The sequence below is a fragment of the Pseudomonas sp. LBUM1647 genome (assembly GCF_059716175.1).
This window is the reverse complement of sequence record NZ_CP166809.1, coordinates 4,343,788-4,368,417: the sequence shown is the minus strand read 5'-3', so window position 1 is coordinate 4,368,417 and position 24,630 is coordinate 4,343,788. Positions and strand designations below refer to the sequence as shown.

Below are 24,630 nucleotides of genomic sequence, written 5' to 3'. Positions count from 1 at the left end.
AGCAGCTACAAGCTGCGAGTGTGTGGCGATTGCTTTACAACAGTGGCGCCAGGTATTCGGTAAAGCGATTGACGTCTTCAGGCGTGCGCAGCAGGTCGTTGCGCACCTCGATCAACACCGATTCCAGGCCGCGTGCATCGCCGTGGACCGGCACGGTCATGTCGCCCAGCGGGTTGATTTTGTACGGCTCATTACCGGCAACCTTCAATGGGTGCTGACTCAAGCCATCGATCAAACGCTGGGCATATTCCTTGGCCTCTCTATACAACACGCCAACTTCAAGCACGCGGGGCTGGCCGTGATAGACCGGCGTGAAGCTGTGAATCCCCACCACCCGCACCGGCCGGCCTTGAGCGACACGTTCGTCGATCAAGTCTGTCAGACGCGAGTGAAACGGCTCGAACAGGGATTGCCGACGGTACTCGCGGGTGGTTTCGTCCAGATCCCGGTTGCCCGGCACCTGATAAATCTCGCTCTGCGCCGGAATGCTGTCCGGGGCTTGGCGCGGTCGGTTGAGGTCGACCAACAGTCGCGAATAATTGGCCGCCAACAAGGTTGCGCCCAATGCTCGGGACAAGCCCTCGGCCAGCGCCAGGGCGCCGATGTCCCAGGCGATGTGCTCGCGGGCCGCCTCGTGACTCAGGCCCAGGTCATTTAACCCGGCCGGAATAAAACGGCTGGCGTGCTCACAGACCAGAATCAACGGGTGGCCGGAGTCTTCCCGGCTCAGGGTGTACGCGGGCTCGGTGTATAGACCGAGCTCAGCAGATTCAGTACAGGCGCGCATAGTGCTCACAGCGTTCGGCGGGCGACAGCTGTTCCGTCAGCGTCAGTTCCTCGGTTTTAAGGGCGAAGTAGGTGTCCAGCAACGCGCTCGGCAGGGCTTCAATCAGTGCTTCGCTGTTGCGCAGGCAGTCCAGGGCCTGGGCAAGGGACGCGGGCAGGGCGACGATGCCGCGCGCCTGGCGTTGCTCTTCGTTCAGGGAGTCGGGGACTTCATCGGTGATTGCGTTCAAGGCCAGGCGTTGCTCGATGCCCAGCCGACCGGCAATCAGCAGCGTGGCCATGGCCAGGTGCGGCGAGGACGTGGCGTCCATGGCGCGAAATTCAAGGTTGTATTGCGACGCCACCGATTTGCCGCCCAGGCTTATTGTCGGGCAGATTCGCAGCGCCGCTTCGCGGTTGCGTTGGCCGAGGCACGCGTAGGACGCGCTCCAGTGATGAGGCTGCAAACGCTCGTAAGACACCGGCGTCGGCGCGGTAAACGCACAGAGTGCCGGCAGGTGATGCAGGATGCCGGCGGCCCAGTGTTGGCCGAGGGTCGACAAGCCATTGGTGGTGCCGGCGTCGTACATCGCCGGTTGGCCGGCCAGGTCGAGCAGGCTGACGTGCAGGTGCACGCCGTTGCACACCGCATGCTCCGAGACCTTGGGCGCGAAGCTCAAATCGAGGCCCATTTGCCGGGCGATCTCGCGGGTGATTTCACGAACGTTCACTGCGCGGTCGGCAGCGGCCACACCCAGGGTCGGGCGACAGGTGATTTCGTATTGATGCTTTCCGTACTCGGGCAGGAACATTTCCGGCTCGACGCCACCGGCACGCAGGGCGCTGAGCAGCCAACCGCCAAACTCGGCACCCTGACGCTGGGCTTGCAGAGAGAACGCCAGGTGTTCAACGTCGCCGGTGTTCAAGTTGAATTCATGCTCGAACGCCGCATTGACCTGCAAGCCCAACTCGGCGCGATAACGCTCTACCTCGTTACGCAACACCGTACGCGGGCAGGCACCCCACGGGCGGCCATCGGTTTCGCGAATGTCACTGTGAACAAAATCCAGCGCCGGCGCGTTGGCATCCGGGCCGTTACTGACCGTCACTCGGCTGGCCGGATCGGGCATCAGCCGCAAATCGCCATAGGCACCCCACGGGTTGGCGTAGGCGATGATGTCTTGCGGGGTAAGGGCGCTGTTGGCCGGCACCCAACCACAACCGGTCCTTTGATAGTGCTCGAGTTCGTCCGTGGGAAAGGAGCGCCCGCGTGTCACGCCGATCAGGTCGGTGGTGACGAGGGTGGTCATGGGCAGTGGCAACAGGCGCTCGCTCATGGCTGCATCTCCTGCAACCGGCCGAGCACAGTCTGGGTGTCGGTGATCCAGCAGTAACCCTTGATTGCATTCAGGCAGGCCTGATGACGCGCGGGTGTGTAAGTCGCGCAGGCATCTTCCACCAGCGTCACCAGATAACCGCGGTCCGCGGCGTCACGCACGGCCATGTCCACGCACTGGTCGGTGACGATGCCGGCGATGATCAGGTGCCGCGTCTCGAGGTTGCGCAGCACGTAGTCGATGTTGGTGGAGTTGAAGACCCCGGACGAGGTCTTGGGCAGCACGATTTCGTTTTCTGCCGGGGTCAGGTCGTCGATGATCCGCGCTTGCGGGCTGCCCTTGGGCAAGTGCATGTCCGAGAGCTTGTGGTCCAGCGAGCGGTCGCGGCCATCGGCGGTGAGGCTTTCGATGATCGTGTGCAGCACGTTTTGCCGGGCGCTGCGAAAGGCGCTGAGCAGCCGGCGTTGATTGGGCACCACCTGCATGTGGGTGCGGGTCAGGAAGTACTCGGCGTCCGGTCCGTTGAGGTGCGGGTCGAACTGCGGCTCAAGCCAGGCGCGTTGCATGTCCACCAGCAACAGCGCGGTGTGATCGGTGACGAATGGCAAATCCCGAGGTGAGTGGTGGGGGAGCGTGAACATCCTTATTTATCCTCCAGCAGGTGGGTGTCGAAGTCGGTCCGCAGGGCGTCGATGCCTTCCAGGCGATCGGCCAGATCCGGACTGCGCAGGGTCAGACAGGCAATCAACGCCTCGACCTGGGCCAGCGCCGGAACCAGGGTGTCGAAGGCCGATACCGATTCCACCGGCGCACTGATAATCAGGTCGGCCATTTCCCGCAACGGTGAAGCATAGATGTCGGTGAACAACACCACGCGTGCATATCGACTTTTCGCCGCATTGGCCACCCGCAGGGCCTGTGACTGGTAGCGGCGATAGTCGAACACCAGCACCACGTCCTGACGCTGCACGTCGAACAATCGGTCGGGCAGTTGCGCATTGTCTTCCAGGGCGAAACAGCCCGGACGCAGCAAGCGCAGGTGATTGAGTAAATAACTGGCGAGGAAACTGCTGAAGCGCCCGCCGAAGCAATGCACCTGATGGCGGGTGTCGAGCAGCCATTCCACCAGAATCCGCACATCTTCGGGTTGGGTCAGCGCATGGGTGTCCACCAGCGCTCGATGGCTGTGCGCCAGATATTGGCTCCAGGCGTCGCCTTTCTGAAGATGAGAGCGAGGCTGCAACAGGGCGCTGGGGGAGCGGAGGCGGTGGTCCATGTCGCTGAGCAGGGCATCCTGGAAATCGGCATAACCGCTGAAACCCAGTTTTTTGACCAGTCGCACGATGGTGGGATCGCTGACACCGGCATGTTCGGCCAAACGTGACATCGGGCCCAGTCCGTTACGCGGGTACTGGTCCAGCAAGGCACGGATGACTTTGCGTTCCGACGGCGTTAGTTCCAGGCCGGGATCGGTGATCAGGTCTCTGAGAGAAGGCATCCGGGCTCCTGCTGGATGGATATGTCGGTTTCATTTCATAAATTGCTAAAACAGTATTTATGTAGCGGACTCAACATGTCTAGTGAATTTTTCAATGGTTTTTTAAAGCCCCAAAATAGGGCGAAAACCCCGTGGGCCGTGGGCTACATGGAAGTCGACTGAGCTTGTAGGCCGTCGCCCATAGTGGTGTCGGATATCGACGAATTTTTTAGGTGTGTGTGAGTTAGAGCCTGTGTTTGCTGGATCAAACGAAACGCCCTGGATCGCGCTTCTTGCGGCACAATTGGGTAATTGTTTGCGGCGTGTTGCCGTTTTCCATTCCATCAACAGAGTGATCCTTCGTGCAGGCAACCCGTTTGACTTTGATGTGCCACGCTCGAACCGTCGCACAAAAATTGGCGTGTTTTCCTACGAATGAGCCAATAGAAATGGATTGGCAATCGGCAAGGGGATCACGTCGTGCTCAGTTCAAGGGGACGCCGCGACTGGTGTGTGGACCTGAACTGCGAACCCGGCAAACCGCCGAGCTGTTTGGCAGCGACGTGGAGATTGTCGAGGCATTGAGGGATTGCGATTTCGGGCTCTGGAAAGGCGTACGGATCGACGATCTGCAAAAATCCTCAGCCCAAGCATTACAGATCTGGCTCGATGACCCGAATTCGGCGTCCCATGGTGGCGAGTCGGTGGTTCAACTCGGTGAGCGGGTGGCCGCTTGGCTGAAAACGCTGGAGGCCACACCGGGACACATCGTTGCCATCACCCATCCGTTTGTCATGCGCGCCGCGCTGACGCAAGTGCTGCAAGGTGCAGCGTTCAACCTGATCGACGTTGAACCGCTGTCGGCCATCGAGTTGCGGTTCAACGGCCGCTGGCGCTTACGCTTGCTGGACACTGACCCTGAGGGAGCACATTGATGAAAAAACTTCTGGTCATCGGCATCGGTGCTGGCAATCCCGACTACATCACGATGCAAGCCGTGAAAGCGCTGAACCTCGTCGACGTGTTTTTCCTCATGGACAAGGGCCAGAGCAAAGACAAACTGATCGACCTGCGCCGCGAGATCTGCGAGCGCTACATCACCGATCGCGACTACCGCTTCGTTGAAGCCCACAGCCCGGAGCGCGAACGCGGTGATGTGGACTACAAGGCCAGCGTGGAAGACCTGAACCTGGCCAAGCAGCAGACCTTCGAACGGTTGATCAGCGAGGAAATGACTGATGACCAGTGCGCCGGTTTTCTGGTGTGGGGCGATCCGGCGTTGTACGACAGCACGATCCGGATCTTGCAGGCGATTCTGGCCTCGGGCCGGTGCGTCTTCGAGTTCGACGTGATCCCCGGTATCACCAGTGTTCAGGCGCTGGCGGCGCAGCATAAGGTGCCGCTGAACCGCATTGGCCGCTCGATTGAAATCACCACGGGTCGACGGCTGGCGGCGGGGCAGGTGAGTGATGCCGACAGCCTGGTGGTGATGCTGGATGCGGAGGATTCCTACCATCAAGTGGCGGATCAGGAGACAGAGATTTACTGGGGGGCCTACCTGGGGACGCCGGATGAAATTCTGATCAGCGGCAAGCTCAAGGATGTGGCGGATGAGATCGAGCGGGTGCGCAAGGCGGCTCGGTTGGAGAATGGGTGGATTATGGATACGTATCTGTTGCGCAAGCCTTGAGTGCATCGGTGTCTGGGCTGACGCCTTCGCGAGCAAGCTCGCTCCCACATAGACCGCGGCCGTCCAGACAACTCGGTCAACTGTGGGAGCGAGCTTGCTCCGGGCGGCGATCCGACGATGAGGCCCTCAAACACAGCTCAACTTATTGCTTTAACCTCCCGCCCAAACCGCTCCCGATACACCGACGGCGGCACGCCGATCACGCTGCGAAACGCCACCCGAAAACTCTCCACCGAGCGATAACCGCAGTGTTGGGCAATCTGGTCGGTGTTCTGATTCGTGCTCTCAAGCAGCTCGCGGGCCCGGCCCAGGCGCTCATGCTGTAACCACGCCTTGGGTGGCATGCCGGTGGCTTCAGTGAAGCGGCGCAGAAACGTCCGTTCGCTCATGGCCGCCTCACTCGCCAACTCGCGCACCTCTAGCGGTTCGTGCAAACGCTCGCGTGCCCACTGCATGACGCGCGACAAATCGCTACGCGGCGTAGGACTGACCGGTGTCGGAATGAACTGCGCCTGGCCGCCAGTGCGTTGCGGCGACATCACCAGCCGTCGCGCCACCGAATTGGCCACCTGAGTACCAAAGTCCCGCGCCACCAAGTGCAGGCAGGCATCGATACCGGCAGCGCTGCCGGCCGAAGTGATTAGCTGACCTGAATCGACATAGAGCACGTCCGGGTCCACCAGAATGTTCGGAAAACGCTCGGCCAGCTCAGCGGTGTAGCGCCAGTGCGTGGTGGCGCCGCGACCGTCGAGCAAACCGGTGGCCGCCAGCACGAACACGCCCGAGCAGATCGACAGCAGCCGCGCACCCCGCGCATGGGCCTGGCGCAGGGCCGCGATCAATGCCTCAGGCACCGGGGCGCTGCGATCACGCCAGCCGGGAATGATGATGGTCCGGGCGTCCTCGAGCAGCTCCATGCCGCCATCGGCCAGTACCTGAATGCCACCCATGGCGCGCATCGGGCCTTGATCCACGGCGGCGATCCGGTGCTCGTACCAAGGGAAGTCGAACTCCGGACGTGCCAGGCCGAAGATCTCCACGGCGATGCCGAACTCGAATGTACAGAGGCCGTCGTAGGCCAGAATCGCGACCAATCCAGGGGTGGGCTGCATTTGGCGGAAAGTTCCCGGTGAGTGTCTTGTGCGCCACTGTAGCCGCAAGCGTCAGGTGGATAAAGTCTTCTCACACCCACCGAGACTTTGGAGTACAGCCCATGACCAGCCTGGTCCGCGAGATTCCCGCCGCCCCATCTGCCATCGCCCTGATGCATTTCAGCGACCGTCTGACCTTCGAAACCGACTGTTCTGACGTCCACGGCAGCCAACAGGCCGGCGAAGTGGATTTTGTCCTGGTAGACGTGCGCGGCCCGCTCGCGTTCGAGCGTGGCCATGTGCCGGGGGCGATCAATATTCCGGGGCGACTGTTGAGCGCTGAAGGTCTGGCGGCCTACCCGAAAACCAGCGTGTTCGTGGTGTATTGCGCCGGGCCCCACTGCAACGGTGCCAACAAGGCTGCCGTGAAACTGGCGGCGCTGGGTTACCCGGTCAAGGAAATGATCGGCGGGGTGACCGGGTGGCTGGATGAAGGGTTTGAGTTGAGTGTGGCGGTGCAACGGCCTGCCAGCACCGTGATCAGTTGCGAATGTTGATGTAGTCGAAAAGATCGCAGCTTCGTTTCACTCGACAGCTCCTACAGGTCTACGCGATCGCCCGTAGGAGCTGTCGAGTGAAACGAGGCTGCGATCTGTTGATCTTGCTCTATACGGATGCCCACCACTCATCCAGCGTCGCCTGCAACCACTCGAACACGGTTGCATAGGCGGCGCTGTCCTGTTGACCCCGGGGCAGCGGTGACTCGTCGGCAAAGTGCGCATTGAGCGTTGCCACCGATTCAGCCGTCCACTCCGGATGAAACTGCAAACCCACCCGCGTCGACCCGACGCGATACATCTGCTGCTCGCACTGATCACTGCGGGCCAGCAACTGCGCGTTTGGCGGCAGGTCGATGGCGTCTTCGTGCCATTCCAGCACTTGTAACGTCTGGCCATCGACAAAGGTCACGGGCGTCCAACCGGTTTCGGTTCGATCCATCCGCCGCACATTCCCGCCCAGACTCAACGCCAGCAACTGCGCTCCCAGACAAATCGCAAACACCGCCGCGCCTTGATCCAGACTGCCCGCCAACCACTGGCGTTCAGCCTCCAGCCACGCTGGCCCGCCGTTGGACTCGCAAGGCCCGCCCAACAGGATCACGGGTGCCGTACTCACTGGCGGCAACTGGCCGAGGTCGGCGCGAAACACATTCAAGGTCAAACCTCGGGACGCAGCCCACGTGGCAATGGCGCCGGGACCTTCGGCGGGGTGGTGCTGGATCAAGTTCAACGTGCGCATATGGGTTCTCTTGTAGTTTTTGCTTGTAGGTTTTGTCTGAAAAAAGGGCTTGTCCTACAGTCTTTGCACCGGCTTGGAGCACGCTTCAAGGGACTCGAATCCGTCGGCCACTTTTATATAAGTATTTGTCGCTTAAACACAATTGACCCTCCTTGAGCCGCTCTAGACTGCCGGCCACTTCGGTCTTCACCAACCGAAAGCCAATCGAAAGCTGCCAATAAAAGCCTCCGCACACAGGAGTTATAAATGAAGAAGCTAGTGATGTTCGGTGCCCTGGCACTGTCGATGTTGTCCCTGACGGCTGTGGCCGAAGACGCCAAGCCGATCCGCCTCGGTATCGAAGCCGGTTACCCGCCATTCTCGATGAAAACCCCTGACGGCAAACTCACCGGTTTCGACGTGGACATCGGCGACGCGCTGTGCGAGCAGATGAAAGTGAAGTGCACCTGGGTCGAGCAAGAGTTCGACGGCCTGATCCCGGCGCTGAAGGTCAAGAAAATCGACGCGATCCTGTCGTCCATGACCATCACCGACGATCGCAAAAAGAACGTCGACTTCACCATCAAGTACTACCACACCCCGGCGCGCTTCGTGATGAAGGAAGGCACCGACATCAAAGACCCGCTGACCGAACTCAAAGGCAAGAAAGTCGGTGTGCTGCGCGCCAGTACCCACGACCGCTTCGCCACTGAAGTGCTGGTGCCGGCCGGTATCAATCTGGTTCGTTACGGCTCCCAGCAGGAAGCCAACCTGGACATGGTCGCCGGTCGTCTTGACGCGATGCTGGCCGACTCGGTCAACCTGGATGACGGTTTCCTGAAAACCGACGCCGGTAAAGGCTTCGCTTTCGTGGGCCCGACCTACGAAGACGCCAAGTACTTCGGCGGCGGCGCCGGTATTGCTGTGCGCAAGGGCGATACCGCCCTGGCAGAGAAATTCAACACCGCCATCACCGAAATCCGCGCCAACGGCAAGTACAAGCAAGTGCAAGACAAGTACTTCGACTTTGACGTTTACGGCCAGTAATCACGCCTTTCAAAAAAGTGGCAACCGTTGATGCGGTTGTCACTTTTTTATGTGATTTATCCTGCGACATACATCCCATGTAGGAGCTGCCGAAGGCTGCGATCTTTTGATTTTCGGCGGCTTCACTGCCGCCGAAGAACAAGATCAAAAGATCGCAGCCTTCGGCAGCTCCTACGCTCAGTGATCCTGAGCACCGGTAGCTACAGGAGCCCCACATGCAACGCATCGACCATTCACTGCCCTGGAGCCACCTGGGCACCGAACGCACCCTCAGCGTGTTTCGTTATGGCGCGGGCACTCGCAAGGTCTACATCCAGGCCAGCCTGCACGCTGATGAACTGCCGGGCATGCGCACGGCGTGGGAACTGAAGAAGCGTCTGACCGAACTCGAAGCCCAAGGTCAGTTGCAGGGCGTGATCGAACTGGTTCCGGTGGCCAATCCCATCGGCCTCGATCAACACCTGCAAGGCAGCCACATGGGCCGCTTCGAGCTGGGCAGCGGCAAGAACTTCAACCGCTCCTTCGTCGAACTCAGCGCACCGGTGGCTGAGTTGATCGGTGATCGCTTGGGCAGTGATGCGGCTGCCAACATTGCGCTGATACGCCAGACCATGGGCCAGGTACTCGACGATTTGCCGGCACCGGGCTCGCAGCTTGAAGCCATGCACCGCTTGCTGCTGCGCCACGCCTGTGAGGCCGATATCACCCTCGATCTGCATTGTGATTTCGACGCGGCGATTCATCTGTATGCCTTGCCGCAACACTGGCCGCAGTGGCAATCCCTGGCGGCGCGTTTGAAGGCTGGGGTGGCGTTGCTCTGTGAAGAATCCGGCGGCAGCTCATTCGATGAGTCGTGTTCAACGCCGTGGTTACGTCTGGCAAGGGCTTTCCCTGAGGCCGCGATCCCGCCGGCCAACCTGGCGACGACGCTGGAGCTGGGCAGCATGGGTGATACGCGAGTCGATCAGGCTCAAGCCAATTGCGAGGCGATTCTCGGGTTCCTCGCCGAGCAGGGTTTCATCACAGGTACTTGGCCTGCGGCCCCGAGCGAATGTTGTGAAGGCATGCCGTTCGAAGGCACCCAATACCTGTTCGCGCCGCATCATGGGGTCGTCAGTTTCTTGCGCGATTCCGGTGAGTGGGTGGAGAAGGGGGATGCGCTGTTTGAAGTGGTTGATCCGCTGAATGATCGGGTCACGACTGTTTGCGCCGGGACCAGTGGCGTGTTGTTTGCCATCGATCGCGGGCGCTATACCCAGCCGGGCACCTGGCAGGCGAAGGTCGCCGGACGTGAGCCGATTCGGGTTGGGAAACTCATCAACGATTAACCGAGGGATCTTCGTAGCGTCTTAGGGCCTCATCGCGAGCAAGCTCGCTCCCACATTTGAAATGCATTCCCCTGTGGGAGCGAGCTTGCTCGCGATGGCGGCATCAGCAACACCCATAATCCCCCGGCAAGCTTCACAGTGTTAGGCTCTGCCCCGAATCCTGCACTTGTGAAGGAAGGTTTATGTTGAAGGTTCTCGCTCTGCTGACACTCCTGGCGTCCGCCGCCGTCCACGCTCAAACCCCGCTGCAAACCGATCTGCCGCTCAAGTACCTGGAGCAGGCCAACCCCGAATCGCGCAATCAGCCCCTGGTGATTTTCCTCCACGGTTTTGGCAGTAACGAGGAGGACCTGTTCGACATCAAGGATGAACTGCCCGCGTCATACAACTATCTGTCGGTACGCGCACCGATAGTGATGGAGGAGGGTAGTTTCAAGTGGTTTCGCGAGAAGGGTAACGCTGCCTACGACGGTGAGACCGATGATCTGAAGACCAGTGGCCAGGTGCTGCAGGATTTCGTCGCACAAGCGGCGAAGAAATATCACACCGAACCGAACAAGGTGTTTCTGGTGGGTTTCAGCCAGGGCGCGATCATGTCCTACGAGGTGGCTCTGCGTCATCCCGAGGCGGTGGGTGGGATCGCGGCGTTGAGCGGACGGATTCTGCCGGTGCTCCAGTCCGAACTGAAACCGGATGAAAAGCGCCAGAAGCTGGCGATTTTCATCGGACATGGCACTGCGGATAAACGCCTTCCGTACATTGACGGCACAGACGCCGACAGCCTGTTACAGAGCCTGTCACTCAAGCCTGAATTTCATGCCTACCCTGGCGTCGGTCACAGCATCAGTGCTGCCGAAATGCAGGACTTGAGCGCCTGGTTGCAGCGTCTCAATCCCTGATGCTCACTTGCCGGTGACGATCTGCTTGACCAGCGTCTCGTGGCCAGCATTGTCACTGAGGCGGGAAATTACCTGAACGATCGCCATGCGCGTGTTGGACGCGGCCATCACTGTGGTGTCGAGGGTTTTGCCGCCGCCCTGGGTGGCGGTGCTGTCGATCTGCCGCAGCCCCAGGCCAGTGCCTTTCTGAGTCAGGCTTTTTTCGCTGAGCTTGGTGAAGTCCGGCAGCGCCGTGGCTTGTTCGGTGGCGAAGTCGGACGCCGCGGAGTCGAGGAACTGACCGTCGTTGTCTTTGACGTTGAGGCCGCCGGGGATAGTGTTTTCAGCGGCGATCACTACGGTTTTAGTCGCCTGATTGGTGTACATGGTGCCCGTTGCCCCGGCGGTGCCGGTGGCCGCGTCGCCGGCAGGCAACGGGTTGGCAACGAAGCCTTTAGGCAGGGTGAACTTGAATTTGCCGCCGAGCATCGAGACTTTCTGTGCGGGCGCGGTATCGCTGGCAGTAGCCTTGGCGGCCTGCGCATTCAGCGCTCCCAGACTGGCAACCGCCGTCAGCAACAGGACAACGGTTTTTTTACTCAACAATGACATTCAGAAACTCCAGGGATGATCGCGCTTTGAGGGCGATCATCCCATGGAATTCACTTTCTAGCAGCCCTCACCCACCCTGTAGCAGCTGACGAGCCTGCGAGGCTGCGTTCGGCTGCGCAGCAGTCGTGAAACCTGTATGTGCGGTCTCCCTGAAACACTGCATAGTCTGATCTCACGACTGCTGCGCAGCCGAACGCAGCCTCGCAGGCTCGGCAGCTGCTACAGGAGCAACGGTGTTACGCCTGGTTCTGCGGGAACAGGTTGCGACGGGTTTCTTCGTCGAACTCCGCCTTCAGCACCAGTTTCTCTTTAAGACCGTGGGCACGTTGGGCGGCCGGACGGGCGCTGATTTCATCGAACAGGCGCTTGACGTTCGGGTACGCCGCCAGACCGTTCTCGCCGAGGATGTACGGCGCGTAATTGGCCCAACCCCAGAGTGCCATGTCGGCGATGCTGTAGGTGTCGCCGGCCAGGTACTGATGGTCGGCCAGGCGCTGGTCGAGCACGCGGTAGTGGCGTTCGACTTCCTTGAGGTAGCGGTTTTTCGCATACGCCAGGTCTTCCGGTGCGTGGTGCAGGAAGTGCACCGCCTGGCCGGAAAATGGCGACAGGCCCGTCGCGATGAACATCAGCCATGACAGCAGCTCGGCTTGCCCGGTCACGGAGGTCGGCAGGAAGCGCTGATGCTTCTGCGCCAGGTGCAGCAGGATCGCCTGGGAGTCGAAGACGGTCGCGTCGCCATCGACCAGGGCTGGTACTTTGGCGTTCGGGTTGATCGCCAAAAAGGTCGGCAGGTGTTGCTCGCCCTTGAAGGTGTCGACGCCGATCAATTCGTAGGGCGTTTGCAGTTCTTCAAGCAGCAGGGCGACTTTCATCGGGTTGGGCGAAGGGTGGAAAAAGAACTTCATGGTGTAGGCCTCAGTCAGTGGTTGGTTTTGAACTGAGGCTGATGTTGAAGTAAACACGTTCGAATGACGTGCGAGCTTTTTGCTTTACTCGTTCGAAACTATCGAACGTGTTATCGGCACTTTAGCGGTTGATCGCGACGTGGCGATCACTGCACCGGCGATAATCAGCAGCGCGGGGACGATCAGAATCGGGCTGGCATGGCTGCGCCCGACGGTGATCAGCAACAACGTGGAAATCAACGGCGCCAGGTAGGACAGCGCCCCCAGCGTCGCGAGGCTGCCGTGTTTGGTGGCGTGGTCCCAGGCAAAAAACGCCAGGCCTACCGGTCCAAGCCCGAGGACGACAATCGCGGTCCATTGGCTGAAGTCGGGCTGTACCGTGGTTTCGAATGCCAGGTGACAGACCAGTCCGGCCACGGCGACCAGGCCGCAAATGCCGCCAATGATGCTGCTCGGTACTTCGCTGAACCGGCGGTTGATCACCGAGTAAGTCGACCAGATCAGTGCACAACCGAACGCCGCGAGATAACCGGCGATGGGCATCGCGGCATCAGCATTCGGAGCGCGCTGCTGCATGATGAAAGCCGTGCCGGCCAGGCCCAGCAGTGCGCCGAGCAATTGCCGCTTGTGCAGCTTTTCTCCGGCCGAGAACGTCGACAGCAACACGAGCAACAGCGGCCAAAGGTAGTTGATCAGACTGGCTTCGGCCGCCGGGGCGGCTTTTAGCGCGAAAAAGTACAACGCGTGATAAACGAAAATTCCGACGAACCCGGTCGCCCATACAGCCCAGGGCTGGCGCCAACTGGTGAACCCGGCGATCCCGCGTCGGCCCAGAATCACCAGGCTCGCCGCGAACGCAGCGCCGAAACCCAGCGCCAGCAGTTCAAACGGTGGAATGCCTTCGGTGAGGGTGGTCAGTAATGCCAGCGAGGACCAGAGAAATATCGCGATGACACCAACGGCGGTGGCGGAGTGAGGGGCTTTACTGGCGTGGGATACCTGGTTTGAGTCGGTCACGTGCGCCTCTCCATGGGCAAGGACGAGTTTCATCGTGCCTCAAGCGTAGCAGTGTTTGCCAGGGATACCATTCGTCTGAACTGTAATTTCTGACAGGTAGGCATAATTTAAGGCTCAGAGAATACTGGCTCCGTAACTTGTCCGCTTACGAACAGAAACCGGAGATTAAACAATGGCGAATGAAAATGTAATAAGTGCAGCATTGAGCTTGATAATTGAGGGTAAGACCAATAGCTACGGCAAGGCGGTGGCTTACTATAAGAACGGAACCAAATGGGAGGAGTTGGGAAGAGGGGATATCGACAGCTATGAAAATCGCGGGCCTTATCCTTACAAAATTGTCGTATCGAGTCTTCCAAAGAACGTACGCGAGATTGTTGTTTGCAACGATAAACTGGGTGCTCCACCTAACGCGTCGGCATCGCCTCCGGTGTATTTGTAAGCACACAGTTCATCGGTGACTTCTGCACGTTGCAATAGCGCCCGAGGTTTCTTCGGGCGTTTCTTGAGTGTTCGGGAATTGTTGTTACGTGTCTGCCTTCTGCAAGTTCTTTGATACGGTCGAACCGTCTTTTGAACCCATGACCAGTCTCTTAGTCACCAGCAACATCCCCAACGAAACCCCCGCCCCCATCCCAAATCCCCACCAGCCAAACCTCGGCAAGGCCAACGCCAACACCAGGCAAAACGCCGCAAACGAATACATCCCGGTCGCGGTGGCCCGCAACAACGCAGCGGTAAACGCCGGCCCGCGGGTTTGCTGGGAGAACACCGCCATCACGCTGCCCAGCACCGGGAACACCGCGAGCAGGCCGCTCCAGCGTTCACCAACGGTACTGGCCAACAACGTGACCGCGAGGGTGAGCAGCGCGCCGGCAATCATGCGTAACAGCAATTTGTCGGACTTCGGCGCCGGGCCCGACACGATCGGCTGTACCGAGGGAAACAGATACGGCGCCGCCAGCAGAGCGGTCGCGGCGGCGATCACCGAGAACACCAGGGATGGGGGAATCAACGACAGCACAACGGCCGCAGTGGCCCAGACCAACAGCGAAATCATCAGCGCCCACGGCCACCCCGCGCGTTGTGCAACCTGAGCGTAGGTCACGCAAAAGGCAATCATCGCGAACATTGCGGACAGTGCTGCCGTCGCAGATTGAGCGGCGAACACCTGGCCTTGTTCGATGGCGAGAAATAACAGAATCGGCCCGACCACCACCGGCAGCCCCGACAGCCAACCGGCGACACTCGGTCCCCAGCGTTTACCGGCCAGGGAAATCAGCAAGAGAAATCCTGGGATGACCAGCAGTTTGAGTATCAGCACGCACGCACCTCCGACCTGAGTGAGGCGGCAACGTTAGCATTGCGCGGGAGTGATTGCTCTATAGATGTCGTGATTTTGTATACAAATATCAGGGCTTCAATGCTGACTCAGGTGACCACGATGCGGTCCATGTAGGAGCTGCCGCAGGCTGCGATCTTTTGATTTTCAGCAATTTCAGCTTCGCCGAAGATCAAGATCAAAAGATCGCAGCCTGCGGCAGCTCCTACGGGGTTTTGCATGTACAGCCGAAGGAGTGAACGTCTAAGCTGCCCGCTTCAACCTGTTTCGGAATGTTTGTGTGAAATTCAGTTTGCCCAAAACTGCCACGGCGCCATTCTGTCCGCCGGAAGTGGCCGGCAGCGTTGCCGTCGATCCCCGCGCTTCGTTCTTCAACCGGATGCTGCGCTTTGCCGGTCCTGGCTTGCTGGTTTCCATCGGCTACATGGACCCGGGCAACTGGGCGACCGCTATCGAAGCCGGCTCGCGGTTTGGTTACAGCTTGTTGTTCGTGGTGCTGCTGGCGAGTCTGGCGGGGATGGTGGTGCAGTGTTTGTGTTCGCGCCTGGGCATTGCCACCGGGCGTGATCTGGCGCAGTTGTCCCGGGAGCGCTACAGCACGCGCACCGCTAGGATCCAGTGGGTGTTGGCGGAAATCTCGATCATCGCCACTGACCTGGCCGAAGTGCTCGGCTGTGCCTTGGCGTTCCACTTGCTGCTGGGCTGTTCGCTGACCTTCGGCATCGCGCTCACGGCGTTCGACACCTTGCTGGTGCTGGCCCTGCAAAACCGTGGCTTTCGCCGACTCGAAGCGATCATGCTGGTGCTGGTGGGCACCATCGGTGTGTGTTTCTTCGTTGAATTGTTGTTGATCAAACCCTACTGGCCGGACGTTGCCCGGGGTTTCACGCCGTCACTGTCCACCATCGGCGATGCCGCGCCGCTGTACCTGGCCATCGGTATTCTCGGGGCCACGGTGATGCCGCATAACTTGTACCTGCACACCTCCATCGTGCAGACCCGGATGATCGGCAAGGACCTGGCCAGCAAGCAGGACGCGGTGAAACTGGCGCGCATCGACACCATTGGCTCCCTGGCTCTGGCGTTGCTGGTCAACGCAGCCATCCTGATCCTCGCCGCGGCGGCGTTCCACAAGACCGGGCATACCGACGTGGTCGACATCCAGGACGCTTATCACTTGCTCGACCCGTTGGTGGGCGGGGCGCTGGCCAGCGTGTTGTTTGGCGTCGCGTTGCTGGCTTCGGGTCAGAGCTCGACCTTCACCGGGACCATCGCCGGGCAAGTGATCATGGAGGGTTTCCTGACCCTGCGGATTCCTTGCTGGCAACGGCGATTGCTCACGCGCGGGCTGGCGCTGATCCCGGCGTTCATTGGCGTCTGGATGATGGGCGACGACGCGATCGGTAAGCTGCTGGTGTTGAGTCAGGTGGTGTTGAGCCTGCAATTGCCGTTTGCGTTGTATCCGCTGATTCGCATGACCAACGATCACAGGCTCATGGGGACGTTTGTGAATCGGTGGCCGACAAGGGTGCTGGCGTGGGGGTTGTTTGTGGTGATCAGCGGGGCGAATAGCTGGTTGATTCTGCAGTTTTTGGTGTGAATCTTTAAAAGATCGCAGCCTGCGGCAGCTCCTACATGGGAATGCGTACTCCTGTAGGAGCTGCCGCAGGCTGCGATCTTTTGATCTTCAACCCCGTTCAAACGCCTCAACCACAAAGTCGATGAACACCCGGGTCTTGGCCGGCATCAACGTCCGGCTCGGGTAATACAGCGAAATCGGCCCCGCGTCGGCGTGCCAGTCGGGCAGCAGGCGCACCAATTCGCCACGCTGGATATTCGCCAGCACATCCGGCAGCACCAGCAGTGTCACGCCCAGGCCGAGTATCGCCGCTTCGCGCATGGCGGCCGGATCATTGAGCACAATGTGTTCGTTCAGATTGGCCGGTGCTTCGTTGCCCGCGCCATCGTGCATCAGCCATTGGCGAATCCGCCCGGTGCGGGTGCCGCGCATCACAATGCCGGTATGTCCGGACAGGTCTACCGGACTCTCGGGCAGGCTGCGTCCTGCGAGGTAGGCGGGTGAAGCGACCGCCACCACATGCGCCGCCGCCAACGTCCTCGACACCACCCCGGGCGTCAACTTGAAGCCGCCGCCAATGGCCGCGTCATATCCCTCCGCAATCAAATCCACAGGGCGGTTTTCGAAGTGCCATTCCGGGCGAATCAACGGGTAGCGCGCCAGGAACGCCGGCAGCAGCGGCAAGACATGACCGATGCCAAACGTCGGCGCCAGACTGACTTTGAGCACGCCCGCCGGCTCGCCTTGGTCACTGCTCACCGCGCTGATTGCTGTTTGTAACGCTTCCAGATTGCCGCCGATGCTCGTCAGAAAGCGTTCCCCGGCTTCGGTCAGGGACAGCTTGCGGGTCGAGCGCTGGAACAGCCGCACGCCGATGTTGCGTTCGAGCATCGCCACGTTGCGGCTGACTGCGGCAGGGGTCAGCGCGAGCACCCGTGCGGCGGCGGAAAAACTGCCGGTATCGGCGCTACGGACGAAGGATTCGAGGTTGGCGAGGGTTTCCATGGCAGGCACCTGCTAGTCATGCTTGGAAATCATTCAACGCATTACCCGCTAATCAAGCGTTAATGGCAAGCGCAGTATTCACTCCAACGACAACCCTCGGAGTGAACAACCATGAGCACCATCGGAATCATCGGCGCCGGCGCAATCGGCGCAGCCTTTGCCAGAGCACTGTCGCGTCAAGGCATTGAAGTGGTTATCGCCAACAGCCGTGGCCCGCAAAGCCTGGCCTCGCTGGTGTCAGAACTCGGGCCAACGGCGCGTGCCGGAACCCGCGAGGAGGCCGCCGCACAAGCTATCGTGTTGGTCGCGGTCAACTGGTCGAAGTTGCCGACCGCGCTCGCCGGCCTGCCGGATTTTGGCGGGCGGATTGTCATCGACGCCAACAACTCAATCGAGGCGCCGTCGTTCAAGGCGGTGGATTTGCAGGGGCGAATGTCCAGCGAAGTGTTTGCCGAATGGGTGCCCGGTGCGCGGGTGGTGAAGGCGTTCAATCACCTTCAGGCGCGTTTTCTGGAAAGCGATCCGGCAGCGGAGGGTGGGCGACGGGTGCTGTTTCTCTCGGGTGATGATGCCGATGCGAAAGCTCAAGTGGCGGCGCTGATCGAACAGCTGGGCTTCTTCGGGATTGATCTTGGGGAATTGAGCGTCGGGGCGCGGCTGGTGCAGTTTCCAGGCGGTCCGCTGCCAGTGCTGAATCTGGTGAAATTCGCCTGACGGCCAGACAAAAAGAACCCGGTGCCAGTCAGCTGAGGCAAGCCTGAATGTTGACTCATTGTGGCGAGGGGGCTTGTCGGAACGCCGCACCGCCCCGTTGGAGTGCGAAGCGCTCCCAAAAGTCTTCGACAGTTGCCGAGATTTTGGGGGCTGCTGCGCAACCCAACGGGGCGGTGCGGCGTTCCGACAAGCCCCCTCGCCACAAAAGCAGCTCAGATTTAACTCTGAATCACCGGGTGTGTTACCAGACGGCGAACGGATATTCGTGGGTCCCCGCGCCGTCTGTTGAACGCTTTACGCCCGTTCGATCGCCAGTGCCACGCCCTGACCACCACCGATGCACAGGGTGGCGAGGCCTTTCTTGGCGTCACGCTTGATCATTTCGTGCAGCAAGGTCACCAACACTCGGCAACCCGACGCACCGATCGGGTGACCCAGGGCGATAGCGCCGCCGTTGACGTTGACCTTGTTCAGGTCCCATTCCAGGTCCTTGGCCACCGCCAGAGATTGTGCAGCGAAGGCTTCGTTGGCTTCGATCAGGTCCAGTTGGTCGATGGACCAACCGGCCTTGTCCAGGCAACGACGAGTCGCGCTGACCGGGCCGATGCCCATGATCGCCGGATCTACACCCGCGTTGGCGTAAGCCGCGATTTTCGCCAGCACAGGCAGGCCGAGGGCCTTGGCTTTTTCGGCGCTCATCAGGATTACGGCGGCAGCACCGTCGTTCAGGGATGAGGCGTTACCGGCGGTCACCGAACCGTCCTTCTTGAAGGCCGGTTTCAGTTTGCCCAGCGCTTCGGCGGTGGTGCCGGCGCGTGGTTGTTCATCGGTGGCGAAGGACAGCGGATCGCCCTTGCGCTGAGGAATCAGGATCGGCGTGATCTCATCGGCAAAACGCCCGGCTTCGATGGCGGCCGTGGCTTTCTGCTGCGAGGCTGCGGCGAAGGCGTCTTGCTGTTCGCGAGTCAGGCTGTACTTCTCGGCCAGGTTCTCGGCGGTGATGCCCATGTGGTAATCGTTGAACGCATCCCACAGGCCGTCGCTGATCATGGTGTCGACGATTTGCGCGTGCCCCATGCGCAGACCGGTGCGGGCACCGGGCATGACGTAGTTGGACAGGCTCATGTTTTCCTGGCCGCCGGCAATGATCACGTCGGCATCGCCGCAGCGAATCGCCTGGGTGGCCAGGTGCAGGGCCTTGAGACCCGAACCGCAGACCTTGTTCAGGGTCATCGCCGGCACGGTGAACGGCAGGCCGGCCTTGATCGCGGACTGACGCGCAGGGTTTTGCCCGGCGCCGGCGGTCAACACCTGGCCCATGATCATTTCATCGACTTCAGCAACGTCCAGACCGGTTTGCGCCAGCAACTGACGGATTACCGCAGCACCGAGGTCAACCGCGGACACGTTGGCCAGGGCACCCTGGAAACTGCCGATGGCGGTACGGGTGGCGGCGACAATGACGACTTCTTGCATGGAATGATTCCTCACTGGGCAGCGAACTGCATTTCCGGAACGTGATCCGGCACGATCAGTTTACCGGCGGTCTTGGCGACAATCTCCTCGACGCTGACGCCCGGTGCGCGTTCCTTGAGAATGAATGCGCCGTCCTGGATTTCCAGGTAGGCGAGGTCGGTCAGCACACGCTTGATGCACCCGGCGCCGGTCAGCGGCAGGCTGCATTTGGACAGGAGCTTGGACTCACCGTCCTTGGACGCGTGGGTCATGATGACGATGATGTTGTCTGCACCGGCCACCAGGTCCATCGCGCCGCCCATGCCCTTGACCAGCTTGCCGGGGATCATCCAGGAGGCGATGTTGCCTTCCACGTCCACTTCAAACGCACCGAGTACAGTCAGGTCGACATGACCACCGCGGATCATCGCGAAGGACTCGGCCGAGGAAAAGATCGACGCGCCGATACGCGCGGTCACGGTTTGTTTGCCGGCGTTGATCATGTCGGCATCGATGGTTTCTTCAGTAGGAAAGGGACCCATGCCCAGCAGGCCGTTTTCCGACTGCAGCATGACTTCCATGCCTTCAGGAATGTAGTTGGCGACCAGGGTCGGAATGCCGATGCCCAGGTTCACGTAAAAGCCGTCCTGCATTTCGCGGGCGACGCGTTGAGCCATTTGTTCGCGGGAAAGTGCCATTGTTGTTATTCCTTCATTCGGTCCGGGGGCAGGGGATCACTTACGCACGGTGCGCTGTTCGATGCGCTTCTCGAACGTGCCGCAAATGACCCGGTCGACGTAGATGCCAGGGGTGTGGATCTGCGCCGGGTCCAGCTCGCCGGGCTCGACGATTTCTTCGACTTCGACCACCGTGATCTTGCCCGCGGTGGCGGCCAGCGGATTGAAGTTCTGGGCGGTGTGGCGATAGATGACGTTGCCGAAATGGTCGGCTTTCCAGCCTTTGACGATGGCGAAGTCACCGGTGATGGATTCTTCCATCAGGTACTTGCGGCCATGGAACTCGCGAACTTCCTTGCCGTCGGCAACGGGAGTGCCGACGCCGGTGGCGGTGAAGAACGCCGGGATGCCGGCACCGCCTGCGCGCATTTTTTCGGCGAGGGTGCCTTGAGGGGTCAGGACCACTTCGATAGCGCCGCTGAGCAGTTGCTCCTCGAACATTTTGTTCTCGCCGACGTAGGAGGCCACCACCTTGCGGATCTGCCGGTCTTCCAGCAACACGCCGAGGCCGAAACCGTCGACGCCGCAGTTGTTGGAAACCACGGTGAGGTCACGTGTGCCTTTGCGCTTGATCTCGGCGATGAGGTTTTCCGGGATCCCGCACAGACCGAAGCCGCCGGCGATCACGGTCATGCCATCTTCAAGACCTGCAAGGGCTTCCTCGTAGGAACTCACGCGCTTGTCGAAACCTGCCATATGCACCTCTTTTATTCTTTGTGGGCGGCTGGCTAGCCGTATGGGATGGAGTGTCTCGCCGCAGTATTCATTTGTTAAGTTGATTTTTAAGGTTGATTGATAGATAAAACTCACCAATCAATCCTGTGGGAGCGAGCTTGCTCGCGATGGCGATTTCAAGGAAGCCATCGCGGGCAAGCCGTGCTCCTGATTACTGGAGCATCTCGCACATGACAGTCAAGCAGATCCGCGCATTCCTGGCCGTGGCCCAGAGTTTGAGTTTTGCCGTGGCGTGCGAGCGGTTGCACCTGTCGCAATCGGCGCTGAGCCTGACCATCAAGGCACTGGAGGAAGGGCTGGGCGGGCGCCTGTTCACCCGCAACACGCGCAATGTCGCGCTGACGGCGGAAGGAGAATCGCTGGTGCCACTGGCGCGTCGCCTGATCGCTGACTGGGACAATGCCGAGGATGAGCTGCGCCAACGCTTCACCCTCCAGCGCGGTCGCGTGACGCTGGCGGCAATGCCGTCGTTTGCCGGCAACCTGCTGCCGCCGATCCTGAAAACCTTCCGCGCGCGCTATCCCAAGGTCAACGTCACGGTGAATGACGTGATCAACGAGCAGGTGCTGGAGATGGTGCGTGACCGGCAGGTTGAGCTGGGGGTGGCGTTTGAGCCGACTCAGAGTTCGTCGCTGGCATTCACGCCGTTGTACATGGACCGGTTTGTGGCCGTTGTGCCGAAGGATTCTCCTTTTGCCGAACGGGAAGACATCGATTGGCAGACCTTGCTCAAGGAACCGTTCATCACCTTGCAGCGACCGTCCACGGTGCGGGTGATGCTGGAAGAACACTTGCAGGCTCGCGGGATGAAATTGCCGGTGGAGTTTGAAAGCCATCAGTTGGCGACGGTTGGGCGGATGGTGGCGAGCGGGTTGGGGGTGAGTGCGGTGCCGGCGTTGTGTGTCGGGCAGATGCTGGAACTCGGGGCGCGGTGCATTACCTTGCGCGATCCGGTGGTGGAGCGGGCGATTGGGGTGTTGACCAAGCCTGGGGTGGAACTGTCGGCTGCGGCTCAGGCGTTGTTCGACATCCTCAAAGAAGAAAACCTGAGCCAGCGCCTTTCTGCGCGATGAAACACAGATCCAATGTGGGAGCGAGCTTGCTCGCGATGGCGTCGTGTCAGGCGACATTAATGTTGAATGTGCCGACCTCATCGCGAGCAAGCTCGCTCCCACAGGGGTTCGGTTTCTTCAGTTTTTAAGTGCTCAAGTGTTGCGTCAGTAGGGGCAAAAGCTGTTCGCACGACGCCTCTATTTTCAAATCAAGGATGTCATCCGCCCGAGTCTTCCCCAAATTAATCGCAATCAATGGCTTCCCCTGATCCGCCACCGCCCGGCATAACCGAAACGCCGAATACGCCATCAACGAAGACCCGACCACCAGCAACCCCGCAGCCTTTTCGACCGCAGCCATCGCTTTGGCCGCTGTCACCTGCGCCACATTCTCGCCAAAAAACACCACGTCGGGCTTCATCCGCTCACCCGCGCAGTGCGGGCAATGCGGCACCTGAAACCGCGCCTCAAACGCCGCATCCAGCAGCGTGTCGCCATCCGGGGCTTGCACCGCATCCACCCCGGCCAGATACGGATTCTGCGCTTCCATCAATTGCTGGATCGAATCCCGTTCGCTGCGCTGCCCGCAGTCCAGGCACAACACCCGGTGCAGGCTGCCGTGGAGTTCGATGACGTCATGGCTGCCGGCCTGGTCGTGCAGGGTGTCGACGTTTTGTGTGATCAGCCCGCTGATCTGCTGCGAACTTTGCAAACTGGCCAAGGCCTCGTGGGCCACATTCGGCTGGGCCTGGCGCACTCGCGGCCAACCGAGCATCGCCCGCGCCCAATAGCGTCGCCGGGATTCGGGGGCAGAGAGAAACTCCTGATACATCATCGGTTGCCGCCCCCGCCGCACGCCCTGGTTGTCGCGGTAGTCCGGAATGCCCGACGGAGTGCTGATGCCGGCGCCGGTCAGGACCACAAACGACTGGTCGGTCATTAACTGCTGAAGGCGGTCGAGTTGTTCGCGGATGAGGTTGTCGAGCATTTCAACACTCCGGAGGGCCGGTAGGAGCTGCCGAAGGCGGCGATCTTTTGATCTTGATTTGACGATGCTCAAATCGCTGAAGATCAAAAGATCGCAGCCTGCGGCAGCTCCTACAGTAAGCAGTCACCGGTCAGCGGTCAGCAATAATTATTTACGCGCCTCCAGAATCAAGTTGAACGGTGTTTCCGTAGCCCGCCGGAACGTCTTGAACCCCGCCTCGGTGAAGACCTTGCGCAGCCGCGCCTCGCCAGCCTGGGCACCGAGTCCGAGGCCGACCTCCTGGGACAGCGAGTTCGGGGTGCAGATGAAGGTCGAGGCGGCGTAGAACAAGCGGCCAACCGGGGTGACGTTGTCGTCGAGCGAGTCGTTGGCGAACGGTTCTACCAGCAGCACCGTGCCGTCCGGTTTTAGCGCGTCATAAGCGTGCCGCGCCGCGCCCACCGGATCGCCCATGTCGTGCAGGCAGTCGAAGTAGCAGACCAGGTCATAGTCGTTGCCGGGGAAGCTTTTTGCCGTGCCCTGGAAGAACCGCGCACGCCCGGACACGCCACCGGCTTCAGCACGCTGGGTGGCGACGGTCACGGAGGGCGCGTGGTAGTCGAAACCGACGAACCGCGAATCTGGAAACGACTGGGCCATGATCACGGTGGAGGCGCCGTGGCCGCAGCCGATATCCGCCACCTTGGCGCCAGTCTCCAGTTTGGCGACCACGCCTTCGAGCGCCGGTAGCCATTCGGCGACCAGGTGCGCTTTATAACCTGGCCGGAAGAACCGCTCCGTGCCGCTGAACATGCACGGATGGTGATCGCCCCAGGCGAGGGCACCGTCGCCGCGCATGGCGTTGACCAGTTTGTCCTTGTCATGGAAAAACGATGCAACCACCCCGACGCCACCCGCGATATAGACCGGTGAGTCTTCGATCGCCAACGCCAGGGCCTGCTCTTCGGGCAGGCGGAACTGGCCGTCGCGGTGTTCCATGTAACCGGAAGCGGCGTGGGCGCTGAGCCATTCGCGCAGCAGGCGGGTATTGCAGCCGGTTTTGTCAGCGAGGGCTTCAGGGGTGACTGGCTGACTGTCGGCCATGGCCCGGTACAGTCCGAGCTCTTCGCCGAGGATGACGTTGGCGAGCATCGCCGCGCCGCCCATGTCGTTCACCAGTTTGCCCATGAAATCATTGAGTCTGGCCTCGTCCATCACGTGTGCTCCTTCAGCAGGATCACAGTCCAGAGGCCTTGTTTTTCGAGGCGTTCACCTCTGGACGGTGGTCGTGGGAATGAACAGGACGATAAGCACGCCCTGCGTGCACTAAGTTTAGTCCGGGGTCTGTGCACCGCTGCCTGGAGCGACGAAAGCTCATTTCCTTGACTGACACTGGCCCCTGTGGGAGCGAGCTTGCTCGCGATAGCGGACTTGCAGTCGACAATGATGTTGCCTGACCCACCGCTATCGCGAGCAAGCTCGCTCCCACAGGGATTTGTGTTGTGTATTGCACTGTATCTAACCGGCCTCTCGATACAGTGCCCGCTAATTCAGGGGCACTGCCGAACACAGGCGAGATACAAACCTGCGATGAACTGCGTAGGCCATTTGGCACC

Annotated in this window: 27 protein-coding genes; 10 read left to right on the top strand and 17 right to left on the bottom strand. The window is 60.4% G+C overall.

Annotated elements, in window-relative coordinates; all coding sequences use genetic code 11:
* Positions 1 to 34: 34 nt before the first annotated feature.
* Genes ACA059_RS19935 through ACA059_RS19920 form a run of 4 tightly spaced genes read right to left on the bottom strand, consistent with a single transcriptional unit; the run spans position 35 to position 3,600 of the window.
* Complete coding sequence (locus ACA059_RS19935) at positions 35 to 787, bottom strand: N-formylglutamate amidohydrolase (RefSeq protein WP_497630671.1); 753 nt, start codon at positions 785 to 787, stop codon at positions 35 to 37.
* Positions 771 to 2,102 (bottom strand): glutamine synthetase family protein, encoded by a 1,332-nt coding sequence (locus ACA059_RS19930; protein WP_497630670.1) that lies wholly within the window; start codon positions 2,100 to 2,102, stop codon positions 771 to 773. Before ACA059_RS19930 ends, ACA059_RS19935 begins: the two co-directional genes overlap by 17 nt.
* Positions 2,099 to 2,743: a cysteine hydrolase family protein gene (locus tag ACA059_RS19925; RefSeq protein WP_497630669.1), complete on the bottom strand. Its 645-nt coding sequence runs from the start codon at positions 2,741 to 2,743 to the stop codon at positions 2,099 to 2,101. Before ACA059_RS19925 ends, ACA059_RS19930 begins: the two co-directional genes overlap by 4 nt.
* Positions 2,744 to 2,745: 2 nt before the next feature.
* Positions 2,746 to 3,600 carry a MurR/RpiR family transcriptional regulator gene (locus tag ACA059_RS19920; protein WP_497630668.1) on the bottom strand — a complete coding sequence of 285 codons (855 nt, stop codon included), beginning with the start codon at positions 3,598 to 3,600 and terminating at the stop codon, positions 2,746 to 2,748.
* A 341-nt stretch (positions 3,601 to 3,941) separates the two neighbouring features.
* Between ACA059_RS19920 and ACA059_RS19915 the strand changes: the two genes are divergently transcribed.
* Both ACA059_RS19915 and cobF read left to right on the top strand, forming a co-directional pair.
* On the top strand, positions 3,942 to 4,514 hold the full coding sequence (locus tag ACA059_RS19915; RefSeq protein WP_497630667.1) for a histidine phosphatase family protein: 573 nt from the start codon (positions 3,942 to 3,944) through the stop codon (positions 4,512 to 4,514).
* Entirely contained in the window at positions 4,514 to 5,269 is a 756-nt protein-coding gene (gene cobF, locus ACA059_RS19910) for a precorrin-6A synthase (deacetylating) (protein ID WP_497630666.1), read from the top strand. Before ACA059_RS19915 ends, cobF begins: the two co-directional genes overlap by 1 nt.
* 137 nt (positions 5,270 to 5,406) lie before the next feature.
* On the opposite strand, the gene ftrA is transcribed toward cobF, so the two are convergent.
* Entirely contained in the window at positions 5,407 to 6,381 is a 975-nt protein-coding gene (gene ftrA / locus ACA059_RS19905) for a transcriptional regulator FtrA (protein WP_497630665.1), read from the bottom strand.
* A 101-nt stretch (positions 6,382 to 6,482) separates the two neighbouring features.
* On the opposite strand from ftrA, the gene ACA059_RS19900 reads away from it, so the two are divergent.
* Positions 6,483 to 6,917: a rhodanese-like domain-containing protein gene (locus ACA059_RS19900; RefSeq protein ID WP_201182113.1), complete on the top strand. Its 435-nt coding sequence runs from the start codon at positions 6,483 to 6,485 to the stop codon at positions 6,915 to 6,917.
* A 109-nt stretch (positions 6,918 to 7,026) separates the two neighbouring features.
* Here ACA059_RS19900 and ACA059_RS19895 read toward each other — a convergent pair whose 3' ends face one another.
* On the bottom strand, positions 7,027 to 7,659 hold the full coding sequence (locus ACA059_RS19895; RefSeq protein ID WP_497630664.1) for a type 1 glutamine amidotransferase: 633 nt from the start codon (positions 7,657 to 7,659) through the stop codon (positions 7,027 to 7,029).
* A gap of 246 nt (positions 7,660 to 7,905) precedes the next feature.
* Between ACA059_RS19895 and ACA059_RS19890 the strand changes: the two genes are divergently transcribed.
* The 3 genes from ACA059_RS19890 (at position 7,906) to ACA059_RS19880 (ending at position 10,912) form a co-directional block, all read left to right on the top strand.
* Positions 7,906 to 8,685 (top strand): ABC transporter substrate-binding protein, encoded by a 780-nt coding sequence (locus tag ACA059_RS19890; RefSeq protein WP_056746669.1) that lies wholly within the window; start codon positions 7,906 to 7,908, stop codon positions 8,683 to 8,685.
* Positions 8,686 to 8,900: 215 nt separating this feature from the next.
* The gene (locus ACA059_RS19885; RefSeq protein ID WP_497630663.1) at positions 8,901 to 10,013 is read left to right on the top strand and encodes a succinylglutamate desuccinylase/aspartoacylase family protein; all 1,113 of its coding nucleotides are present in this window, start codon (positions 8,901 to 8,903) and stop codon (positions 10,011 to 10,013) included.
* A 182-nt stretch (positions 10,014 to 10,195) separates the two neighbouring features.
* Complete coding sequence (locus tag ACA059_RS19880) at positions 10,196 to 10,912, top strand: alpha/beta hydrolase (protein ID WP_497630662.1); 717 nt, start codon at positions 10,196 to 10,198, stop codon at positions 10,910 to 10,912.
* A 3-nt stretch (positions 10,913 to 10,915) separates the two neighbouring features.
* Here ACA059_RS19880 and ACA059_RS19875 read toward each other — a convergent pair whose 3' ends face one another.
* From ACA059_RS19875 to yddG, 3 genes are all read right to left on the bottom strand, one after another.
* Positions 10,916 to 11,503: a DcrB/PsbP domain-containing protein gene (locus ACA059_RS19875; RefSeq protein WP_497630661.1), complete on the bottom strand. Its 588-nt coding sequence runs from the start codon at positions 11,501 to 11,503 to the stop codon at positions 10,916 to 10,918.
* 236 nt (positions 11,504 to 11,739) lie between these two features.
* Positions 11,740 to 12,411, bottom strand: coding sequence for a glutathione S-transferase family protein (locus ACA059_RS19870; RefSeq protein ID WP_497630660.1), 672 nt, complete (start codon positions 12,409 to 12,411; stop codon positions 11,740 to 11,742).
* An 84-nt stretch (positions 12,412 to 12,495) separates the two neighbouring features.
* Positions 12,496 to 13,428 (bottom strand): aromatic amino acid exporter YddG, encoded by a 933-nt coding sequence (gene yddG / locus ACA059_RS19865; protein WP_497630659.1) that lies wholly within the window; start codon positions 13,426 to 13,428, stop codon positions 12,496 to 12,498.
* A gap of 172 nt (positions 13,429 to 13,600) precedes the next feature.
* Between yddG and ACA059_RS19860 the strand changes: the two genes are divergently transcribed.
* Positions 13,601 to 13,870: a hypothetical protein gene (locus tag ACA059_RS19860; protein ID WP_348130995.1), complete on the top strand. Its 270-nt coding sequence runs from the start codon at positions 13,601 to 13,603 to the stop codon at positions 13,868 to 13,870.
* Positions 13,871 to 13,954: 84 nt separating this feature from the next.
* Here the strand turns inward: ACA059_RS19860 and ACA059_RS19855 are convergent, their stop codons facing one another.
* Both ACA059_RS19855 and ACA059_RS19850 read right to left on the bottom strand, forming a co-directional pair.
* The gene (locus ACA059_RS19855) at positions 13,955 to 14,752 is read right to left on the bottom strand and encodes a hypothetical protein (protein ID WP_497630658.1); all 798 of its coding nucleotides are present in this window, start codon (positions 14,750 to 14,752) and stop codon (positions 13,955 to 13,957) included.
* Positions 14,753 to 14,859: 107 nt separating this feature from the next.
* A complete protein-coding gene (locus tag ACA059_RS19850; RefSeq protein WP_497630657.1) occupies positions 14,860 to 14,991 on the bottom strand; it encodes a hypothetical protein in 132 nt (43 codons plus the stop codon).
* A 59-nt stretch (positions 14,992 to 15,050) separates the two neighbouring features.
* On the opposite strand from ACA059_RS19850, the gene ACA059_RS19845 reads away from it, so the two are divergent.
* The gene (locus ACA059_RS19845; protein WP_497630656.1) at positions 15,051 to 16,370 is read left to right on the top strand and encodes an Nramp family divalent metal transporter; all 1,320 of its coding nucleotides are present in this window, start codon (positions 15,051 to 15,053) and stop codon (positions 16,368 to 16,370) included.
* An 87-nt stretch (positions 16,371 to 16,457) separates the two neighbouring features.
* Here ACA059_RS19845 and ACA059_RS19840 read toward each other — a convergent pair whose 3' ends face one another.
* Positions 16,458 to 17,354, bottom strand: a complete 897-nt coding sequence (locus ACA059_RS19840) for a LysR family transcriptional regulator (RefSeq protein WP_497630655.1) — start codon at positions 17,352 to 17,354, stop codon at positions 16,458 to 16,460.
* 111 nt (positions 17,355 to 17,465) lie between these two features.
* Between ACA059_RS19840 and ACA059_RS19835 the strand changes: the two genes are divergently transcribed.
* A complete protein-coding gene (locus tag ACA059_RS19835; protein ID WP_497630654.1) occupies positions 17,466 to 18,068 on the top strand; it encodes an NADPH-dependent F420 reductase in 603 nt (200 codons plus the stop codon).
* Positions 18,069 to 18,362: 294 nt separating this feature from the next.
* Here ACA059_RS19835 and ACA059_RS19830 read toward each other — a convergent pair whose 3' ends face one another.
* Genes ACA059_RS19830 through ACA059_RS19820 form a run of 3 tightly spaced genes read right to left on the bottom strand, consistent with a single transcriptional unit; the run spans position 18,363 to position 20,956 of the window.
* On the bottom strand, positions 18,363 to 19,544 hold the full coding sequence (locus ACA059_RS19830) for an acetyl-CoA C-acetyltransferase (protein WP_497630653.1): 1,182 nt from the start codon (positions 19,542 to 19,544) through the stop codon (positions 18,363 to 18,365).
* Between the two features lie 11 nt (positions 19,545 to 19,555).
* Complete coding sequence (locus tag ACA059_RS19825; RefSeq protein ID WP_282382231.1) at positions 19,556 to 20,221, bottom strand: CoA transferase subunit B; 666 nt, start codon at positions 20,219 to 20,221, stop codon at positions 19,556 to 19,558.
* Positions 20,222 to 20,257: 36 nt separating this feature from the next.
* Complete coding sequence (locus ACA059_RS19820) at positions 20,258 to 20,956, bottom strand: CoA transferase subunit A (RefSeq protein WP_074875602.1); 699 nt, start codon at positions 20,954 to 20,956, stop codon at positions 20,258 to 20,260.
* Positions 20,957 to 21,165: 209 nt separating this feature from the next.
* Here ACA059_RS19820 and ACA059_RS19815 point away from each other — a divergent pair, with 209 nt between their 5' ends.
* A complete protein-coding gene (locus tag ACA059_RS19815) occupies positions 21,166 to 22,068 on the top strand; it encodes a LysR family transcriptional regulator (RefSeq protein ID WP_415764500.1) in 903 nt (300 codons plus the stop codon).
* Positions 22,069 to 22,192: 124 nt separating this feature from the next.
* On the opposite strand, the gene ACA059_RS19810 is transcribed toward ACA059_RS19815, so the two are convergent.
* Together ACA059_RS19810 and ACA059_RS19805 are read right to left on the bottom strand one after the other, a co-directional pair.
* On the bottom strand, positions 22,193 to 23,035 hold the full coding sequence (locus ACA059_RS19810; RefSeq protein ID WP_497630652.1) for an NAD-dependent protein deacetylase: 843 nt from the start codon (positions 23,033 to 23,035) through the stop codon (positions 22,193 to 22,195).
* 147 nt (positions 23,036 to 23,182) lie between these two features.
* Positions 23,183 to 24,229 (bottom strand): class I SAM-dependent methyltransferase, encoded by a 1,047-nt coding sequence (locus ACA059_RS19805; RefSeq protein ID WP_497630651.1) that lies wholly within the window; start codon positions 24,227 to 24,229, stop codon positions 23,183 to 23,185.
* Between the last annotated feature and the right edge of the window lie 401 nt (positions 24,230 to 24,630).

Bases quoted from the DNA above. Each gene is read 5' to 3' on its own strand.
- ACA059_RS19935 (WP_497630671.1), bottom strand. From the start codon at position 787: ATGCGCGCCTGTACTGAATCTGCTGAGCTCGGTCTATACACCGAGCCC.
- ACA059_RS19930 (WP_497630670.1), bottom strand. From the start codon at position 2,102: ATGAGCGAGCGCCTGTTGCCACTGCCCATGACCACCCTCGTCACCACC.
- ACA059_RS19925 (WP_497630669.1), bottom strand. From the start codon at position 2,743: ATGTTCACGCTCCCCCACCACTCACCTCGGGATTTGCCATTCGTCACC.
- ACA059_RS19920 (WP_497630668.1), bottom strand. From the start codon at position 3,600: ATGCCTTCTCTCAGAGACCTGATCACCGATCCCGGCCTGGAACTAACG.
- cobF (WP_497630666.1), top strand. From the start codon at position 4,514: ATGAAAAAACTTCTGGTCATCGGCATCGGTGCTGGCAATCCCGACTAC.
- ftrA (WP_497630665.1), bottom strand. From the start codon at position 6,381: ATGCAGCCCACCCCTGGATTGGTCGCGATTCTGGCCTACGACGGCCTC.
- ACA059_RS19900 (WP_201182113.1), top strand. From the start codon at position 6,483: ATGACCAGCCTGGTCCGCGAGATTCCCGCCGCCCCATCTGCCATCGCC.
- ACA059_RS19895 (WP_497630664.1), bottom strand. From the start codon at position 7,659: ATGCGCACGTTGAACTTGATCCAGCACCACCCCGCCGAAGGTCCCGGC.
- ACA059_RS19890 (WP_056746669.1), top strand. From the start codon at position 7,906: ATGAAGAAGCTAGTGATGTTCGGTGCCCTGGCACTGTCGATGTTGTCC.
- ACA059_RS19885 (WP_497630663.1), top strand. From the start codon at position 8,901: ATGCAACGCATCGACCATTCACTGCCCTGGAGCCACCTGGGCACCGAA.
- ACA059_RS19880 (WP_497630662.1), top strand. From the start codon at position 10,196: ATGTTGAAGGTTCTCGCTCTGCTGACACTCCTGGCGTCCGCCGCCGTC.
- ACA059_RS19875 (WP_497630661.1), bottom strand. From the start codon at position 11,503: ATGTCATTGTTGAGTAAAAAAACCGTTGTCCTGTTGCTGACGGCGGTT.
- ACA059_RS19870 (WP_497630660.1), bottom strand. From the start codon at position 12,411: ATGAAGTTCTTTTTCCACCCTTCGCCCAACCCGATGAAAGTCGCCCTG.
- ACA059_RS19860 (WP_348130995.1), top strand. From the start codon at position 13,601: ATGGCGAATGAAAATGTAATAAGTGCAGCATTGAGCTTGATAATTGAG.
- ACA059_RS19850 (WP_497630657.1), bottom strand. From the start codon at position 14,991: ATGCAAAACCCCGTAGGAGCTGCCGCAGGCTGCGATCTTTTGATCTTG.
- ACA059_RS19840 (WP_497630655.1), bottom strand. From the start codon at position 17,354: ATGGAAACCCTCGCCAACCTCGAATCCTTCGTCCGTAGCGCCGATACC.
- ACA059_RS19835 (WP_497630654.1), top strand. From the start codon at position 17,466: ATGAGCACCATCGGAATCATCGGCGCCGGCGCAATCGGCGCAGCCTTT.
- ACA059_RS19830 (WP_497630653.1), bottom strand. From the start codon at position 19,544: ATGCAAGAAGTCGTCATTGTCGCCGCCACCCGTACCGCCATCGGCAGT.
- ACA059_RS19825 (WP_282382231.1), bottom strand. From the start codon at position 20,221: ATGGCACTTTCCCGCGAACAAATGGCTCAACGCGTCGCCCGCGAAATG.
- ACA059_RS19820 (WP_074875602.1), bottom strand. From the start codon at position 20,956: ATGGCAGGTTTCGACAAGCGCGTGAGTTCCTACGAGGAAGCCCTTGCA.
- ACA059_RS19815 (WP_415764500.1), top strand. From the start codon at position 21,166: ATGACAGTCAAGCAGATCCGCGCATTCCTGGCCGTGGCCCAGAGTTTG.
- ACA059_RS19810 (WP_497630652.1), bottom strand. From the start codon at position 23,035: ATGCTCGACAACCTCATCCGCGAACAACTCGACCGCCTTCAGCAGTTA.
- ACA059_RS19805 (WP_497630651.1), bottom strand. From the start codon at position 24,229: ATGGACGAGGCCAGACTCAATGATTTCATGGGCAAACTGGTGAACGAC.